Annotated in this window: 15 protein-coding genes and 2 tRNA genes; 9 read left to right on the top strand and 8 right to left on the bottom strand. The window is 42.5% G+C overall.

What is annotated here, in order from left to right; genetic code table 11:
• The first annotated feature begins 271 nt into the window (after nucleotides 1–271).
• Genes rsxA through nth form a run of 7 tightly spaced genes read left to right on the top strand, consistent with a single transcriptional unit; the run spans nucleotide 272 to nucleotide 7,107 of the window.
• Nucleotides 272–853, top strand: a complete 582-nt coding sequence (gene rsxA, locus CWC28_RS19770) for an electron transport complex subunit RsxA (RefSeq protein ID WP_063707046.1) — start codon at nucleotides 272–274, stop codon at nucleotides 851–853.
• Nucleotide 854: 1 nt separating this feature from the next.
• Nucleotides 855–1,409: an electron transport complex subunit RsxB gene (gene rsxB, locus CWC28_RS19765; protein ID WP_063707044.1), complete on the top strand. Its 555-nt coding sequence runs from the start codon at nucleotides 855–857 to the stop codon at nucleotides 1,407–1,409.
• An 8-nt stretch (nucleotides 1,410–1,417) separates the two neighbouring features.
• Nucleotides 1,418–4,051 carry an electron transport complex subunit RsxC gene (gene rsxC / locus CWC28_RS19760; RefSeq protein WP_138625640.1) on the top strand — a complete coding sequence of 878 codons (2,634 nt, stop codon included), beginning with the start codon at nucleotides 1,418–1,420 and terminating at the stop codon, nucleotides 4,049–4,051.
• Entirely contained in the window at nucleotides 4,048–5,103 is a 1,056-nt protein-coding gene (gene rsxD / locus CWC28_RS19755) for an electron transport complex subunit RsxD (protein WP_138625639.1), read from the top strand. Before rsxC ends, rsxD begins: the two co-directional genes overlap by 4 nt.
• The gene (rsxG, locus tag CWC28_RS19750; protein ID WP_063707037.1) at nucleotides 5,103–5,738 is read left to right on the top strand and encodes an electron transport complex subunit RsxG; all 636 of its coding nucleotides are present in this window, start codon (nucleotides 5,103–5,105) and stop codon (nucleotides 5,736–5,738) included. The genes rsxD and rsxG overlap by 1 nt, the downstream gene beginning before the upstream one ends.
• Nucleotides 5,738–6,436, top strand: a complete 699-nt coding sequence (locus tag CWC28_RS19745; RefSeq protein ID WP_105175132.1) for an electron transport complex subunit E — start codon at nucleotides 5,738–5,740, stop codon at nucleotides 6,434–6,436. Before rsxG ends, CWC28_RS19745 begins: the two co-directional genes overlap by 1 nt.
• 38 nt (nucleotides 6,437–6,474) lie before the next feature.
• Complete coding sequence (gene nth, locus CWC28_RS19740) at nucleotides 6,475–7,107, top strand: endonuclease III (protein ID WP_054553695.1); 633 nt, start codon at nucleotides 6,475–6,477, stop codon at nucleotides 7,105–7,107.
• Between the two features lie 120 nt (nucleotides 7,108–7,227).
• On the opposite strand, the gene CWC28_RS19735 is transcribed toward nth, so the two are convergent.
• Nucleotides 7,228–8,763 (bottom strand): S10 family peptidase, encoded by a 1,536-nt coding sequence (locus tag CWC28_RS19735; protein WP_105175133.1) that lies wholly within the window; start codon nucleotides 8,761–8,763, stop codon nucleotides 7,228–7,230.
• Between the two features lie 259 nt (nucleotides 8,764–9,022).
• Between CWC28_RS19735 and CWC28_RS19730 the strand changes: the two genes are divergently transcribed.
• Together CWC28_RS19730 and gloA are read left to right on the top strand one after the other, a co-directional pair.
• A complete protein-coding gene (locus CWC28_RS19730; RefSeq protein WP_054553700.1) occupies nucleotides 9,023–10,930 on the top strand; it encodes an aminotransferase class V-fold PLP-dependent enzyme in 1,908 nt (635 codons plus the stop codon).
• A gap of 219 nt (nucleotides 10,931–11,149) precedes the next feature.
• Nucleotides 11,150–11,548, top strand: a complete 399-nt coding sequence (gloA, locus tag CWC28_RS19725; RefSeq protein ID WP_063707028.1) for a lactoylglutathione lyase — start codon at nucleotides 11,150–11,152, stop codon at nucleotides 11,546–11,548.
• 10 nt (nucleotides 11,549–11,558) lie between these two features.
• Here the strand turns inward: gloA and CWC28_RS19720 are convergent, their stop codons facing one another.
• From CWC28_RS19720 to CWC28_RS19690, 7 genes are all read right to left on the bottom strand, one after another.
• Complete coding sequence (locus CWC28_RS19720; RefSeq protein WP_063707026.1) at nucleotides 11,559–13,796, bottom strand: ATP-binding protein; 2,238 nt, start codon at nucleotides 13,794–13,796, stop codon at nucleotides 11,559–11,561.
• Entirely contained in the window at nucleotides 13,793–14,956 is a 1,164-nt protein-coding gene (locus CWC28_RS19715) for a sugar ABC transporter substrate-binding protein (protein WP_138625638.1), read from the bottom strand. Before CWC28_RS19715 ends, CWC28_RS19720 begins: the two co-directional genes overlap by 4 nt.
• A gap of 68 nt (nucleotides 14,957–15,024) precedes the next feature.
• Nucleotides 15,025–16,173: an ABC transporter permease gene (locus CWC28_RS19710; protein ID WP_105181625.1), complete on the bottom strand. Its 1,149-nt coding sequence runs from the start codon at nucleotides 16,171–16,173 to the stop codon at nucleotides 15,025–15,027.
• Nucleotides 16,174–16,175: 2 nt separating this feature from the next.
• On the bottom strand, nucleotides 16,176–17,102 hold the full coding sequence (locus CWC28_RS19705; RefSeq protein WP_062567026.1) for an ABC transporter ATP-binding protein: 927 nt from the start codon (nucleotides 17,100–17,102) through the stop codon (nucleotides 16,176–16,178).
• Complete coding sequence (locus tag CWC28_RS19700) at nucleotides 17,099–18,046, bottom strand: HlyD family secretion protein (RefSeq protein WP_063707014.1); 948 nt, start codon at nucleotides 18,044–18,046, stop codon at nucleotides 17,099–17,101. Before CWC28_RS19700 ends, CWC28_RS19705 begins: the two co-directional genes overlap by 4 nt.
• 216 nt (nucleotides 18,047–18,262) lie before the next feature.
• A tRNA-Glu gene (locus tag CWC28_RS19695) sits at nucleotides 18,263–18,338 on the bottom strand.
• Nucleotides 18,339–18,596: 258 nt separating this feature from the next.
• A tRNA-Glu gene (locus CWC28_RS19690) sits at nucleotides 18,597–18,672 on the bottom strand.
• Nucleotides 18,673–18,765 lie beyond the last annotated feature (93 nt).

Here is an 18,765-nt window from a genome sequence, read left to right as displayed (position 1 = left end):
TGTGAAACGCCCAAAGGGTTGGTTTAAAAGCGATTTATACTGCGTTATTGATTTTAACAATAGAACCACTATTATTTGCAATCAATGCCTTGCCTAAATCGCTTTTAATTCCAACTGAAACTCGCATCTTGAGGTGGTTTGGGTATATTAACTTTGCTTTAACACTTTAATCGTAAACAGCTTTGTTAATTTTAGCTATTCGTCCCTCATGTGTTGTGTCAGCCCCCATAAAAAAGGATAATAGAGCCGTTTTTATTCTCGTGAGGCACGCATGACAGAGTATGTCTTGTTATTGATTGGCACTGTGCTAGTCAACAACTTCGTTTTAGTTCAATTCTTAGGTTTATGCCCTTTTATGGGTGTATCGGGTAAGTTAGATACCGCGATTGGTATGTCTTTAGCCACAACCTTTGTACTTACACTTGCCTCCGTGACCAGTTATCTGGTGAATCATTATATTTTGATCCCGCTGGATATCGCGTTTTTACGTACCATGAGCTTTATTTTAGTGATTGCTGTTGTCGTGCAATTTACCGAAATGGTGGTGAGAAAAACCAGCCCGACACTTTATCGCTTATTAGGGATTTTCTTACCGCTTATCACCACCAACTGTGCGGTATTAGGTGTTGCCCTACTTAATATCAAAGAAGACCACTCATTTTTACAATCTGCTGTATACGGCTTTGGTGCCGCTGTCGGCTTCTCTATGGTGTTAATACTGTTTGCCGCATTACGTGAGCGCTTAGCCGCGGCTGATGTCCCTGCTCCTTTTAAGGGTGCTTCAATTGCGATGATCACCGCAGGCCTTATGTCGATGGCCTTTATGGGTTTTACAGGATTAGTGAAGTTTTAATATGACCTTGTTTTATGCTTTGATAGCGTTAGGTTCATTAGCGCTTATATTTGGTTTAATTTTAGGTTTTGCTGCCGTGCGTTTTCGCGTTGAGAGCAACCCTATTGTTGACCAAATTGATACCATTTTACCGCAAACACAGTGTGGCCAATGTGGCTACCCTGGTTGTCGTCCCTATGCAGAAGCGATTGCCAATGGTGACGAAATCAATAAGTGCCCACCAGGCGGCGAAGCCACGGTAAAAAAACTCGCTGATTTAATGGGTGTTGAGGCAAAACCGCTGGCTGGCGGTGAGCAAGCAGAGCCAATTAAAACAGTTGCCTATATTCGAGAAGATGAATGTATTGGCTGTACTAAATGTATTCAAGCCTGCCCTGTTGATGCCATTGTCGGCGCAACCCGCCAAATGCACACTGTATTAATCGATGAATGTACCGGTTGTGACTTATGTGTTGAACCATGCCCTGTAGACTGTATTGATATGCTGCCTGTTAAAGAAACCAAACAAACCTGGAAATGGCAATTAAACGCAATCCCTGTGACTCAGGTAGATTAGGAGCACAGATGGAAAAGCTAATAGATCAAATTAAACAAGGTAAAGTGTGGCCATTTCCTGGTGGTATTCACCCACCGGGTCAAAAACAACAATCAACAACGCAAGCCATTGCAAGACTGCCGCTACCAGACAAACTTGTTGTATCACTAAAACAACACATTGGTGCTAACGGTAAGCTGATTGTTGAAAAAGGCCAGCAGGTTCTTAAAGGTCAAGCATTAACTAAACCAAGCGGCAATTGGTCTGTGCCTGTGCACGCGCCAACATCTGGGCTGATCAGCGATATTTGTCCAATGCCGTCAGCTCATCCATCAGCGTTGCCTGAGCTTAGCGTTATTATTGAACCCGATGGTGAGGATAACTGGTGCGAGCTTAACCCTGTGACTGATGCCAAAGCACTGTCGCATGATGAACTTGTTGATGTTATTCATCAAAGCGGTATTGCCGGTATGGGCGGCGCAGGTTTCCCAACCTATGTAAAAGCAGATACACGTAAAGCCATTGAGTTTTTAATTGTTAATGCCGTTGAGTGTGAGCCTTATATTACCGCTGATGACATGCTAATGCGCGAACATGCCGATGGCATAGTTGCCGGTATTGAATTAATGCAGCAGCTGTTAAGTCCACAGCTGACAATTATTGGTATTGAAGATAATAAACCCGATGCCATTGCAGCCATGAAACAAGCTGCACAACATAACGACAGCATCATAGTGCAAACAGTACCAACGATTTACCCTTCTGGCGGTGAAAAACAGCTAATTAAACTGCTAACGGGCAAAGAAGTCCCAAGTGGCAGTATTCCTGCCGATATTGGTATGCTGGTGCAAAATGTCGGTACCTTGTTTGCGGTAAATCAAGCCGTATATGAAGGTAAACCTCTTATAGAGCGTGTAGTAACGGTAACCGGTAACACCATTCACAAACAAGGTAATGTGTGGGCTTTACTAGGCACCGAAATTAAACATTTATTAGACTGCCAAGGCTTTTCACCGGTTCCACAACAACGTGTGGTCATGGGCGGTCCAATGATGGGCTTTACTCTACCTACCGTGCGCATTGGTGTGGTTAAAACAACGAACTGTATTTTAGCGCCAGATCACCAAGAACTTGCTGAGCCGGGTGATGAAAAAGCCTGTATTCGTTGTAGCGCCTGTGCTGACGCCTGCCCTGCTTCATTGTTACCTCAGCAATTACAATGGTTCGCTAAGTCAAAAGAATACGACAAACTCAACGAGCACAACTTATTCGATTGTATTGAATGCGGTGCCTGTGCTTATGTATGCCCAAGTGAAATCCCCTTGGTACAGTACTATCGCGTTGCCAAAGCCGAAATTAAAGAGCAGCAAGCAGAGCAAATCAAAGCAGAGCGAGCAAAAGAGCGTTTTGAAGCACGTAAAGAGCGCTTAGAGCGCGAACAAGAAGAGCGTCAAAAACGCCACAAACGTAAGCCGGCTGCTAAGTCAGATGACGAAAAACAAAAAGTGGCCGATGCACTCGCCCGAGTTAAAGCTAAATCTGATGATACAGACAGCAAATCAGCCGTAGCCGCAGCTATTGCCCGTGCAAAAGCGAAAAAGCAAGGTGCAGAGCTTGAGCCTGATAACTCTGAAGTAGCTAAAGAACGTGCAGCGCGTAAAGAACAGGCACGTAAATACAAAGAGCAAAAAGCACTAGAGCAAGGTGAAGAAAGCGTCGATAAAGACGATAAAAAGTCTGCGGTTGCTGCCGCTATTGCCCGTGCTAAAGCGAAAAAAGCGGCACAGGCTACTGAGAGTCAAGCTGAAGCTGAAGAAGCAGCACCAGTTGATGACAAAAAAGCCGCTGTTGCTGCCGCTATCGCCCGTGCTAAAGCGAAAAAAGCGGCACAGGCTACTGAGAGTCAAACTGAAGCTGAAGAAGATAGCGCGCCAGTTGATGATAAAAAAGCCGCTGTTGCAGCTGCTATCGCGCGTGCTAAAGCGAAAAAAGCAGCGCAAGCTGCTGAGAATCAAACTGAAGCTAAAGAAGATAGCGCACCGGTCGATGACAAAAAAGCTGCTGTTGCTGCTGCAATCGCGCGTGCTAAAGCGAAAAAAGCGGCGCAAGCTGCTGAAAATAAAACTACAGCTGAAGCAGATAACGCACCAGTTGATGACAAAAAAGCTGCTGTTGCAGCTGCTATCGCCCGTGCTAAAGCGAAAAAAGCAGCACAAGCTGCTGAGAATCAAACTGAAGCTGAAGAAGATAGCGCGCCAGTTGATGACAAAAAAGCTGCCGTTGCTGCCGCTATCGCTCGCGCCAAAGCAAAAAAAGCCGCTAAAGAGCAAGCACAGAGTGACGATTCTTCAGAGCAAATAAATGATTCAAATGATGAGGCTGATGCCAAGCCGCAGTCTGATGCTCCTGAATCTAGCGAAGATAAGAAAAAAGCTGCCGTTGCTGCCGCTATCGCTCGCGCCAAAGCGAAAAAAGCCGCTAAAGAGCAAGCGCAGAGTGTCGAATCATCAGAACAACTTGATGATTCAAGCGATACGGATGATTCTAAACCGCAGGTTGATGAACCTGAGTCTAGCGAAGATAAGAAAAAAGCAGCGGTCGCACGTGCCATTGCAAGAGCTAAAGCGAAAAAGTTACAACAAGAAGGAAACGATAAGTCATGAAACTAACCATGGCGAGTTCGCCGCATAATCATAGCCATAAATCATTAAGCCGATTAATGATGACAGTGATTGCTGCGTGTATTCCAGGCTTAATCGCGCAAGTTTTCTTCTTTGGTAGCGCTGTGTTAATTCAGCTTGTTCTCGCGCTAATTACAGTTAGCGCCTGTGAAGCCGCTGTTTTACTGCTTCGTAAACGCAAAGTTTGGCCAACACTTAGTGATGGCAGTGCATGGTTAACGGGCGTATTACTGGCGTTGAGTATTCCGCCTTTAGCGCCTTGGTGGATCATTGTAATTGGCTGTATGTTCGCAATTGTTATTGTAAAACAGCTTTATGGCGGCCTTGGCTTTAATTTATTTAACCCTGCTATGGCAGCTTATGTATTACTACTTGTATCGTTTCCGGTGCAAATGACCAGCTGGTTACCTGTTAGTGATTTACTTGCATCTCCGATCAGCTTCTCACAACAGCTGTCTGTTATTTTCAATGGCTTTACCAGCGCTGGATTTAGTGTCGATCAGTTACGTGTAGCGATTGATGGCACAACCATGGCAACACCGCTTGATACCGTTAAAACGGATGTCGCCCATCACCTAACGGTGGCTGAGAGTATGAGTAAACCTCTTTTTAATGACTGGTTTGGTCTTGGCTGGGGCTGGGTTAACCTCGGCTTTTTAGTGGGTGGGCTTTATTTATTAAAGGCTAACATCATTAATTGGCATATCCCTGTTAGCTTTTTAGCCTCATTAGCCGTGTGCAGTGGTATTGGTTATATTGCAGCCCCGGGCACAGAGCCGGGCGTGGTATTTCACTTATTCAGTGGTGCGACCATGTTAGGGGCATTCTTTATTGCTACCGATCCTGTTTCTGCATCTACCACAAATAGAGGTCGTTTAATTTACGGCGCGTTAATTGGTCTACTTGTTTACTTAATTCGTACTTTCGGTGGTTACCCTGATGCAGTGGCATTTAGTGTATTGCTGTTAAATATGGCGGTGCCTTTAATTGATTACTACACGCAACCACGTACTTACGGCCATGGGGTGAAATAATGATCCTTTCCTCAATGACTAAAAACGGCGCTATTCTTACTGCATTTGCGCTCATTACCACAGGCACTGTGGCCCTGACTCATAGCCTGACTGCTGAGCGTATTGAAGAGCAAGAAAAGCAACAACTTGCAGAGCAGCTGCAACAAGTACTTGATGCCCATCATTATGACAATCAACTATACAAAGATTGTGTCGTGATCACCGATGAGCGCCTTGGGCCACGTCCAGAGCAAATAATCTACCGCGCCTACAAAGATAATAAGCCGTATGCTTTAGTAATGCGCCATGTAACACCAAGTGGTTATAGCGGCGATATCAACTTATTAACGGCGGTTTTTGCCAATGGTGAAATAGCGGGTGTTCGTGTCACTAAGCACGAAGAAACACCGGGCCTTGGCGATAAAGTTGAGGTCAAAAAATCAGACTGGATCACCCTTTTCAAAGGCCAAAGTGTACTTTCTGAAGATGACAGCCGCTGGGCTGTTAAAAAAGATGGTGGCCAATTTGATCAATTTACAGGTGCAACCATTACACCGCGTGCCGTTGTCGGCTCAGTAAAACAAGCTGTGCTGTTTGCCCAAGCTGAATTTGATAATCTGTTTGCTGCACCAAACACCTGTCAAGGAGCCAAGTAATGAGCCAAGTTAAAACCTTATTTAAAGATGGTATGTGGGCTAATAACCCTGCCCTTGTGCAGTTATTAGGCTTATGCCCGCTACTTGCCGTTACTTCTACGATTACCAATGCATTAGGCCTAGGTTTAGCAACGTTATTAGTACTGGTTGGTTCTAACGTCACCGTATCGATTGTGCGTAACTGGGTGCCTAAAGATATTCGTATTCCTGTTTTTGTGATGATCATCGCAGGCTTTGTAACCATCGTGCAGCTAATGATGAATGCCTATACATTTGGGCTTTATCAATCATTGGGGATTTTTATTCCACTGATTGTTACCAACTGTGCCATTATCGGTCGCGCAGAAGCATTCGCCTCTAAAAATACCGTGCCACTTTCAGCCTTTGACGGACTGATGATGGGACTTGGCTTTATGTTAGTTTTAGTGGTGCTAGGGGCAATGCGTGAACTTATTGGTCAAGGTACGCTGTTTGATGGTGCTGATTTATTATTAGGGCCATGGGCTGCTGCACTTCGAATTGAAGTATTTAGTTTTGATAACCAATTTTTATTAGCTATCTTACCACCGGGTGCCTTTTTAGGACTTGGTTTACTGATTGCTGCAAAAAATGTCATTGATACACAAATAAAATCTAAGCAAGTTGTTACTCCAGAAGTAGAAAAAGGCCCAAGAGCCCGAGTAACAAGTTTAACTTAAAGGAGAGCACGCACCGTCACTGCGTGCTTTACGCCACCATGAATAAAGAAAAACGCTATGAGATCTTATCTCGTCTACGTGAGCAAAACCCGCACCCAGAAACAGAGCTTGAATACTCAAGCCCGTTTGAGTTATTAGTTGCGGTTACCTTATCAGCACAGGCAACAGATGTGGGTGTTAATAAGGCAACCCGTAAGTTATTCCCTGTTGCTAACACGCCTCAAGCGATTCTTGATTTAGGCCTTGAAGGCCTTCGTGATTACATCAAGACCATTGGTTTGTTTAATTCTAAAGCCAACAATGTCTATAAAATGTGTGAGATTCTGGTCAATAAACATAACTCAGAAGTACCAGAGAATCGTGAAGCACTTGAAGCATTACCGGGTGTTGGCAGAAAGACTGCAAATGTTGTTTTAAACTGTGCCTTTGGCTGGCCGACTATTGCTGTTGATACGCATATTTTCCGCGTATCTAACCGCACTAAGTTTGCTATGGGTAAAGATGTAGTTGCTGTAGAACAAAAATTAGAAAAAGTGGTACCTAAAGAATTTAAAGTCGATGTACACCACTGGTTAATCCTGCACGGTCGCTATGTGTGTACTGCTCGTAAACCTAAGTGCGGCAGCTGTATTATCGAAGACTTGTGTGAGTTTAAAGAAAAGACTGAGTAGTTAAAGTCTACTCTAAGACAAACAATTTTAAGGTGATGTTGCTCACCTTTTTCTATCACCTCAGTAAGTTCATTTTGCAGATTGTGCCAAACACAAGGTTTGGCACAATAAGCCTAGCCATTATCGCTGGTTTTGGCTCACCTGCTTTTTAATAAACTCTCGCGTATCTCTTAACAGCGCCACTCTTGCTGGTTCGTGAACATACATCATGTGACCACCATGATAATAATGATAGTCAATTTTATCAGCGTATATACCGTGTCTGTTTAAGGTGTATTCTGCATCAAAAAATGGCGTGACAATATCGTAATACCCTGAGGCAACCATCACTTTCATTTGTGGATTACTGCGAAGCACGTAAGATAAATCCGGCGCAGTATTGACGTAGGTTGGCTCCCAGCCTTGTCCATCAGGCGCTGTGCGCCAGCGCCAGTTATCTGATAGCTCAGGGTCACCTGGGTTTAAGTATTTTCTTTTCCACTGTACGTTTAAATCTGTACGCATGTATTTCATCAGTGCCGCTTTATATGCCGGTCCTATCACTTTTGACGCATCTTGTTTAGGAGCCGCAGTTAAATCGTCTCTTTCATCAAGCTTATAACGTCCATCAAGGAAGCCTACTGCGACACCCTCATCACGCAATAACTCTTTAGCGAATCTAAAAGCGTTAATGCGTAAATCAACCTGCTCAATATATTGTTTGCTTAGCCCTGTATAACGGTGAAGACCGTCAACAATTCGCGTTCTGTCAGCTTTACTAAGGGCATTACCCTTAAATAATGCTGGTAGTAATTCATCAACTGCAAATTGTCGGCTCGCATCTATAAACGCTTCAAAATTTCCTGATGTGTCTACTTTTTTATGATACCAAGCAGTTGCAGCAAGTGTGGGTATGTAGGTGATGTAAGAAATGATGTTGTCATCAACATAAGGGCTTGAACCTTGATAGTCTAAAGCTTGTGACACAAAAATAATGCCATTTACATTAATCAAGTGTTTATCCATAAGCACTTTAGAAACCGCAGCAGCTCGAGTTGTTCCATAGCTCTCTCCCAATAAAAATACGGGTGCATTCCAGCGATTTTCTTTTGTTAGCCACTGGGCAATAAAATCAGCGATAGAAGATGCATCTTCTTTCAAGCCCCAAAATGCTTTGCTCTCAGTGTCACCTAAAGCGCGCGAGTAACCTGTACCAACAGGGTCCACAAACACCATATCAGTCACATCAAGTATCGTCTCAGGCGCATCTTTTAATTCGTAAGGAGCCAATCCAGGAGCCGTTGCATCGCTTGGTACCACGACTCGTTTCGGACCATAAGCGCCCATATGTAACCAATTAGACGATGAGCCCGGGCCACCATTCCAGATAAATGTGACGGGTCTGTTCTTGTTGTCATCTGCGGCTATGTAATCAAACGAAAAGATAGCAGCTTTAGGCTCTTCGTTTTTGTTTAACAAATAAGTTTCACCGGCTACAGCTTTGTATTTCAGCTTTGTACCATTAAAGGTGCCTTTATGCTGGGTCACAAATTTAGTGGCTTCGGGTATCGACTTTTTATTGTTTGAATCTGAGACTTCATCTGCATTAACTGCGTTCGTACAAAACGCAAACAATGTAGAGATGACTACAATTTTGAAATTGGCAACATACGCCATGTTTTATTCTCCCTAGCATGTTTATCTTTATTTTTATCTGTATCTGTATCTGGCTTGAGTGGCTTTATCGCTGAGTGCTCAATTAACCTTTTACTTAAGCATTACTTTTACAGTAAGAACATGTAATTTCAACTATCTGCGATTAACACGAAAAAAGTATAATCAGTATCGGAACAAAAAATATCAGCGTAATCATTTCACAAGCTTCCATCCTTTCGTTATGCTGTTGAGTAATGTGAAATTTTTTATATGAGTTGCTATGTTACCTTTACTTCGTATCTTGTTAATTGAACAAGATCCTGCCACCTTAAAAGAGCTTTCAACGAACCTAGAAAAAACAATCCCTAATTTTGAGCGAAGTGATGTTGATATCGACATTATTGAGTGCATAGAGCTCAAGCAGGCGTTGAAATATGTAGAGGAAGATGGCGATATTCAAGCTGTGGTACTTAGTTGGGATGTACTGAACAATGGCGAGCGCACCTATAGCCGTTTTATCGAGCAATTAAAAGGCATACGCCTTGAGCTGCCTGTTTATGTTATTGGTGACGATACGAAAGGCTTGGAAATAGTTAACGAGTCAGAAGAAATTGAATCTTTCTTTTTCAAAGATGAGGTCATTTCAGACCCTGAAGCGATCTTGGGCTATATGATCAATGACTTTGATGATCGTTCAGAAACGCCATTTTGGACCGCCTACCGTCGTTATGTGGGTGAATCGAACGATTCATGGCACACACCTGGTCACAGTGGCGGTGCTAGCTTTAGAAATTCTCCGTATATTAAAGACTTTTATCAGTTTTATGGCCGTAACGTGTTTGTTGGCGACCTGTCGGTTTCTGTCGACTCGCTTGGCTCATTATCAGACAGCACCAACACTATAGGCCGCTCTCAAGAATCAGCGGCGGCGACATTTGAAGTAAAACATACTTACTTTGTTACCAATGGGTCATCCACTTCAAATAAAATTATTTTGCAAACTTTACTGCGTAAAGGCGATAAGGTGATCATCGACCGAAACTGTCATAAATCAGTACATTACGGCATTTTGCAGTCGGCTAGTTTACCTATTTACTTATCGAGTATTTTAAATCCTAAATATGGTATCTTCGCGCCCCCTTCATTGGCTGACATTAAGCAAGCGATTGAACAAAATAGCGATGCTAAATTACTGGTTTTAACCGGCTGTACCTACGATGGTCTGCTTAGCGATTTAAAACAAGTAGTTGAATTTGCACATCAGCACGGTATTAAAGTGTTTATCGACGAAGCGTGGTTTGCTTACTCGCTTTTCCATCCAAGTTTACGCCACTACTCAGCTATTAATGCTGGCGCAGACTATGTTACCCATTCGGCACATAAAGTGGTTTCAGCGTTCTCTCAGGCGTCTTATATTCATGTTAACGACCCTGATTTCGATGCCGATTTCTTCCGTGAGATCTACAGTATTTACGCCAGTACCTCGCCAAAATATCAGCTCATTGCCTCGCTGGATGTATGCCAAAAGCAATTAGAAATGGAAGGTTATAAATTACTGAATGCTCTGTTGAATCACGTTGCTGAGTTTAAGCAGCAAATGGCTTCACTGAAACATATTAAAGTGCTCGATAAGCAAGATTTCATGGATATATTCCCACATTTTAGTGGCGATAACATGGGTCACGACCCATTGAAGATTCTTATCGATATTAGTGAGTTACCGTATTCATTAAAGGATATTCATAAATTCCTGTTAGATGAAATTGGCCTTGAAATCGAAAAATATACACACAGCACCATTTTAGTTTTACTGACTCTTGGCGGCACACGCTCAAAGATTATTCGCCTTTACAATGCGCTGAAGAAACTCGATAGCGGTAAAGTAAAACTTGCCACTTCAATGAGGCGCACACGCCTACCAGAGAATCTACCCGCTATAGACTTAGCCTGTATTCCTAGTGATGCATTCTATGGCGAACGTGAATCTGTACCAATTAGCAAAAGTAACAACCGAATTTGTGCCGGATTAGTGACGCCTTATCCTCCTGGTATCCCGCTTTTAGTGCCGGGGCAACATATCACTAATGAGCATATCGAATATCTTAAAGAGTTGGCGGGTCAGGGCCTGACAATTCAAGGGAGCTTTGATGGCGAAATTTATGTACTAAAAGGTAAAGTGAAAAGCTAAACGTACGTTTAAACCTGAAATACCTCATTGTTATGCAGCAATCCCTATTTATTGCTGCATAACATCACCCTTTTCATATCAAACACTTTGTCTCAATGCTACTGTGCATGCAATCGAAATAATTTATAATCCATTTTTGATAATTCTAATGCGCAGCCTTAAACCATGCTGCGTTATTGAAATTGTGCGAATTTAAAGACAAAAAAGAGGATGCTAATAATGCGCTTATTACACACAATGCTTCGCGTTGCTGATTTAGATAAATCAATTGAATTTTATACGCAGGTATTAGGTATGAAAGAGCTGCGCCGTGCAGACAACGAAGAGTACCGCTACACCCTTGCTTTTGTCGGTTATGGTGACGAAAAAGATTCGACCGTGCTTGAGCTTACTTATAACTGGGATACAGACAGCTATGATTTGGGTAATGCATATGGTCATATTGCTATCGAGTTTGATGATATTTATAAAGCCTGCAAAGACATTAAAGCTGCTGGCGGTAATGTGAGTCGTGAGCCGGGTCCTGTAAAAGGCGGCACAACTGAAATTGCATTTGTTAAAGACCCTGACGGTTATGCGATTGAGTTAATTCAGAAAAAAGATAACACCACTTTTTGATTCATACCGGCTATTTCAGCGATTGCTGAGATAGCCATTTTGCGAGTGCTTTTTCAAGTTCAGCAAAATTAATTGGCTTTGCGATATGGTCACTGATACCAATTTTTGCGCTTGTTTCGATGTCGTCTTTCATAGCATTAGCACTAACCGCAATAATCGGCGTATCAAAATCTGGCCTTGCAAGTAAGTTTTCGCTGGCAGTTAATCCATCCATCACCGGCATTTGGATATCCATTAAAATCAGTGCGTAATCTTGTGTTAGGGTTTTCTCACAGGCAATTTGTCCGTTTTCTGCCAATTCATAATTTAGACCTAATTGAGTTAAATACTTAGTGATAACAATTTGATTAATCGGGTTATCTTCGGCAATTAATATTGGCTTGTCGACGGCTTTAAAATCGAACTGAGTGTCTTCATCTGATTGGAGTACTTTTGCGCTAGCATCCTGTGGGTTTAGTGATTTAAAATTAACATTAATGGTAAACTCGGTGCCTTTGCCAAGCTCACTGTCGATAGCAATAGTGCCTCCCATCAAATCAATCATCCCCTTACTGATGGCAAGCCCAAGACCGGTCCCTCCATATTCACGAGTGGTGCTATTTTGCGCTTGGACAAAGGGATTAAACAGGGCCGTTATTTTATCTTCAGCGATACCTATGCCTGTATCTTTTACCGATAACACGACGGCTGTCTGGTGTTCATCTCGGCTTTGCAGAGTAAGCGAAAGAATTATCTCTCCTTGATTGGTAAACTTAACGGCGTTAGAGAGCAAGTTAATCAGCACTTGTTTAACACGTATTTCATCACATTCTACATTCAGCGAATGTAATGAGGAGACCTCAAGCCGGCAGCCAACCCCTTTGGCATCACAACTCGGTTTAAATAGTAAGATAAGGTCCTTGCAAAGCGCGACTAAATCACATTGTCGCGACTCGAGCTCTATTTTATTGGCCTCTATTTTTGAAAAGTCGAGAATATCGTTAATCACGGTTAATAACACATCACTACAGTTATTAATTTGCCTTACAAACTCTGCTTGCTCTTGTGTTAGCGTGCTTTTATTGAGTAGCTGCAAAAAGCCCACAATACCATTCATCGGAGTGCGTATCTCATGGCTCATATTGGCTAAGAATTGGCTTTTAACTTGCTCAGAGCGCTCAGCGCGAAGTTTTTCTAATTGTAATGAAGTAATTTGTATATCAATGGTATCAGCCATGCTGCTGAGGGAATCTGCAATATCTTTAAACTCTTGATAATGAAAATCGTCGGTATCTTGTTTGTAATTACCTAATGCATATTCTCGACTAAGAGCAGTAATGCGATTTAGCGGGTTATGGAGTCGTGCCGTCAACCAACGCACTAAGATAAATGAAATAATAGAGAGTCCTACAATTAAAAGGCCTGCCAATATAGCCGTTTGCTTTACAGCGCTGGTGTAGGTGGTTTTTGCTTCATTAATTTGGAACTGTAAACTGGTTGGCTTACCTGCAAAAAAAACATTACTGATAGAGGCCTGCCCCATTAATTTGCCGTTATCGCCAGCATCGCCCACGCTATATAAAATGTTATCTTGTGCTGTAATTTGTACCTGCTTACCCGCTTGATAAACCGGTTGCTCATTGTGTATTGCAAGCCACTTTAACGCCTCTGATAAAGGCACAAAAGACACTAACACGCCCGTTTTAATTATTGGCTCACTGAGAGAATCTTGCTCATGTAGCAATGTAGATGTAATTGCCAGTAAAGCATTTTGTTTTGCCTGTAAAGGTGCTAGCAGCTCAGTAACTTGTGGATTATCAATGATTTGAATTGTGTTTTGCTCTGTTGATGTTTGAGCGCTGTCGAGAATGCTTTTAGTGAGTTTAAAATTCAAATTTAAAGAAGTGATCGGATACCCTTCAACTATAAACCCATTTTTATCAATTACTATCGAGGCTTTTATTTGTGGATTTTGGGCAACAAACTCTTGTAGCTGCACAAGCGCGAACTGTGAGTACACCACTTTATTTGGCAGCTCAGTTATCGCCTTAGTGCTACTTAGTAATTGGCTATTTTTCTCAAGCTTAAATAAGAGTTGTTCAAGACTGGCTGCATTATTTCTAGCTTGCCATTGCAAACTCGTATTTGCTTGGTCAATTGAGCTTAAATAGAAACGCCCTATCATCAAAGCAGCAAGGATCAGTAAGGGAATAATGACCAGTAGTAATACACTGATAAATAAGGCGCGGCTAAAGCGTGGACTACTCATTCATCCCCTTCATTGGCAATCGAACGCTCTGCCAACCCTTGCATAAAAAGCCCCGCTTGCTCAGCAGTTAAGGCCCCACTGCCATAGCGAATAAATCCTTTATTTAATACTTCCCATACGATGATCATAGATGCGGTTGAAGGCATAGGCTTTGTGAATTGTATGGCATCAATTAAGGTTGATAACTCAGTGCCTTGTTGTGCTTTAAGGTTATTTAAAACCTCAGTGTTAACTGGGATATCTTGAAGCTTTTGCCAAACCAGTGTTTGGAATTTTTCTGCTTGAACCAATTTAGCAAATTTGATCAAGCTCTCTTTATTTGCGCCATTTAAAGCATGGTTTGGAAATGCCAGCACAAAGGTTGAGTAATAAGGCTGCATATACTCACCATTGAGTTTCGGTAATTGTTGTATTCCTAAATTATTACCCAATGCCTCTTCATAAGTTTTTAATGCCCATGCACCATCAATGGTGAAAGCGGCTTGCTGCGCTTTAAATGCATTATTTGAGCAAGTGTAATCGCACTGCCTATCAACCAGGTTTTGTTTATTTAAACCCCAAACAAATTTGAGAGCCGATTGCATAGCCGGTGTATTAAGTTGAACTTGATTATCTACAATTAGGTTGCCATTAAAAGCTGATAAGAACGGGATAAACCAATACATCTCCATAAAACTCCATGTAACGAGTTTCATTTTTTCAGGCAATGTTGGTTGAATTTGGTATATATCCTGCCAATTTTCTATTGGCTCTTTAACAAACTGCTTATTATAAAAAAGTAGCAAGTGATTCCCTTGAATGATGGGTATACCTAAGAGCTCATTGTTTAACTTTGCAGTTTCTAAGGTTCGCTTGTCTGTGGTATCAGCTATGAGTGAGTCTGGAATGGTGCTGTAGTTGGCATATTTATCAAGGCCTAAGTGATCAGCGGGTACAATAACAACGTCTGTTGAGGTGCTGGTACTGGTATTTTGCACCAGCCTGACTTTTAGCGCCTTTTGGTCAACCAATACAGAGTTAACCGTTAAACCGCTTTGCTCTGCAAACTCACTAAGCAATTGGTTAAAATGTTCATGCTTCATGGTATGGGCTAGGTTTATCGTTGCTGCATAGCCATCAAACGTAACTAATAGCACCGCCAGCCAAAATACTCGCCACACGCTAATGTCTACTCAAAATGAATTAAAATTACTTTTTAGTTAAGCACATATGCCTTAAATTGCCCAGCCTAATCAAGGGTTTTCTTAAACCTAAATGCAGCCACAGCCAAGCCCAAAATAGTAAAAACTAAAAGCCAAAGTAAGTCACTGCTCATACTTATTAAATTAACATCTTTTAGCACGATTCCGCGTATTAATCTTAGGTAATGCGTTGCGGGCAGGCACTCAGCAAGCCATTGCGCTGCCTTTGGCATACCTTCATAGGGAAATACAAAACCTGACAATAAAATAGAAGGTAATAGAATGAAAATTGTCATTTGCATTGCTTGAAGCTGGTTTTTAGCGATTGTCGAAAGTACTAAGCCAAGCACTAAACTGGCACATATAAAGGCAAAGGTTGCGACAACCAATGCGACTAAACCACCTCCAAAAGGAATATGAAACAATAGCTTACCCATACCTAATATAATAAATAACTGAATAAAACCAATGAAGATATAAGGCACCACTTTACCAATCATTAATTCAAGTGAGCTTAATGGTAAGGTGATTAAGAGCTCCATATTACCTCGCTCTTGCTCTTTAACAATGGCAGCAGAGGTAAACATAATCATCGTCATGGTTAAAATGACAGCAGCTAGACCTGGCACAATATTCACCGCAGAGCGTTGCTCTGGGTTATAAAATAAGGTCGTCTCAAAGGTAGGGTAAGTTCGATTCGCAGGTTTATCGAGAAGCTCTGCAAGCGGCATATTGCGCAGCGATTTTATGCTCGACGCGACCATTGTATCGGAGCCATCAACTAACCAATGCGCAATTGGCCTGACTAACGACTCATTACTGCCATCAGGCAAACCAAAACCAACGGTTGGGTGCTGAGCAAGTCGGTTTGCCACATCGTGGGGTATAAACAGCACAGCCCGCACTTTCGCACTGGCGATTGCTGTTTGTGCCTGTTCAATACTGTCGTAATAATCAGTCACTTTAACCACATTTGTCGCCGATACTGTTTGTACTAAAATGCGGCTGAGCGCAGTTTGACTATGATCGACCACTGCAACAGGGATATCTTTAACGTTGGTGTTAATAGCGTAACCAAATAGAATCAGTTGGATAAGGGGGATCATCACCACCATCGCAAAGGTCATTCTATCGCGACGTAATTGTAATAATTCTTTGCTTACAATTGCTTTTATGCGGCTTAATGAAGTCACAATACTCATTGTCGGCCCTGCCCTGTGCAGGTAACAAACACGTCTTCAAGGCTTGGACGCACACTATTTACTTGCCATGTATCCTGGCAGAATGATTGCTGTTTTATGAACTCAACGGGGTCTTGAACATCTTTTTTTACTAATACTCGCAGCTGTGCACCTAGCTGAGTTGCCGAGATAACATGGTCGATTGTTGCGAGTTGTTTTTTTAATTCTCTGGTTTGCGCCCCTGCGATTTCTACAACATGAGCGTGCATGTCTGTCATTAATTGCTTTGGAGAGCCATCCGCGCGTTTAATACCAGACTCTAAAATGGCTAAACGATGACAACGCTCGGCTTCATCCATGTAATGAGTGGTGACTAATATCGTGGTACCGGCATTACTTAAATCAAACAGTGTTTCCCAAAAGTCACGGCGATTTTGTGGATCTACAGCCGATGTTGGTTCATCAAGAAATAAAATTTTCGGTTTATTAATCACTGCAGCAGCCAATGCTAAGCGCTGCCGTTGGCCCCCACTCATACTTCCGGCCATTTGATCGACTCTTTGATCAAGGCCATAGGTATGGAGCAATTCGTCAATTCTTTGTTGTTTTTGCTGCTTTTTAAACGGGTAAAGCGCCGCCATGAACTTTAGGTTTTCAAGTACGGTCAAGTCACTATAAAGTGAAAACTTTTGCGTCATATAACCGAGTTGTGTTCTGAGCTTTTCAGCATCTTTTGGCAGACTCAAGCCAAGCACATTGATATCACCTGAGGTTGGCTTCAATAGCCCCGTAAGCATACGGATTGCGGTCGTCTTACCACAGCCATTAGGGCCCAAAAAGCCATAAATTTGCCCTTGCTCAACGTCTAGATCAAGGTTATCAATCGCTTTTAAGTCGCCAAATTGTTTTACCAAACCTTTGGCATGGATTACCGATTCAGTCATGGCATAATCACTTGAGCAGGTACGCCTGTCGGTAAATTATTTTCACTTGCAGGTAGTGTTACCTCAGCAAGATACATTAATCGCGCACGCTCTTCCTGATTAAGGGCATAAAAAGGCGTGAACGCTGGCTCTGTAGCAATCCAGGTCAGTTCACCCTGAATATCTTTATCTATGCCATCGACGCGAACCGTAAGTGTCATCCCCTGATTGAGCTTGGCACGATATGGTTCAGGGATATATACGCGTGCGTAAGGTGCGCTGTTTGCTTGGATAATAACGACAGGGCTGCCTTTAGTAACTCGCTCACCTACGTGCCAAGGTAAATTATCGACCCTGCCAGCGCGCATCGCTTTAATTGACAGATCTGAGAGGTATTTTTGCTGTACTTTTAGTTCTGCTTCTGCCGCCTGAACTTGCGCTTTCGCACTATTAATATCTTCAACCCGAGAACCATTTGTTAACTCATTTAAGTTCTGCTTTGCTGATTCTAAATTAGCAAAAGTCTCATCTCGTGCAGCGGTAGCACTGTCTAAGGTTTCTTGACTTGCGAGTTTATCTTTAACTAAGGTTTTTGCACGGCGAAAATTAGCTTCGCTTTGCGTATATGCGGCATTGGCAGCTGCTACTTTGGCTGATGCGGAAGCAACTTCTTCGGGGCGAGCACCATTCAAGGTTTTTTCAAGAAATGCAGTGGCTTGAGCTAGTTGAGCTTGTGCTTTAGCAACAATCGCTTGTTGTAGTTCGGCATCAAACTTTGCAATCACCTGCCCTTTTTCGACCAACTGCCCTGCTGAGACGGGTAAATCAATCAGTATTTCGTTAGTCGTTGCAGGATGGATCACACGCTCACGCTCAAGCGTTCCTAGCGCTACTCCCTCATTTGAGTCAGAGCAAGCAGTAATGACTAAAGAAATTAGTATGAGTACAACACGTTTAGCTAACATTTTAATTTCCTTATGGTTAGCTGATGAGTTGCTAAATACTATAAAGTAATAAAATGATCAGTAAAAGTGTTCAATAGGAATTAAAGTTTTATAAATATATGGAGTCTATATCGTAAAGATATATGAGAATAAGGAATCTTAAGTCAAAAAACCTTAGTTCTATTTGAAATGATTTAAAAGATAGTCTTTCCAACACATTAACTTACTTAATGTAAGTGGCGTCCCCAAGGGGATTCGAACCCCTGTTACCGCCGTGAAAGGGCGGTGTCCTAGGCCTCTAGACGATGGGGACGCAGAAATTGGTTTGCAAATCACTGATTTGCTATTCCTGCGTAAGATGAGACCGAGCCTGCGAGGCGAATGGCCTTAGCTTAAACAGAAAGTTTCTGTGTCACTAGGACAACTGAATAGTTAGACTCGATTCAGACGAGCTTTTAATAACACAGCACTTAAACTAAGTGGCGTCCCCAAGAGATTCGTACTCTTGATAACGTCGTGCATAGATTGCGCGGTGTTCACCGTCCCACTACACATAACCTACTTGAATAAGTGGCGTCCCCAAGGGGATTCGAACCCCTGTTACCGCCGTGAAAGGGCGGTGTCCTAGGCCTCTAGACGATGGGGACACAAAATGTGTCACTAGGACAACTGAATAGTTAGACTCGATTCAGACGAGCTTTTAATAACACAGCACTTTTAGTAAGTGGCGTCCCCAAGAG

Source organism: Pseudoalteromonas sp. S4492 (assembly GCF_005886115.1).
GTDB classification, from domain to species: domain Bacteria; phylum Pseudomonadota; class Gammaproteobacteria; order Enterobacterales; family Alteromonadaceae; genus Pseudoalteromonas; species Pseudoalteromonas gelatinilytica.
The sequence above is the reverse complement of the archived record's forward strand: the minus strand, read 5'-3'. Positions and strand labels throughout refer to the sequence as shown.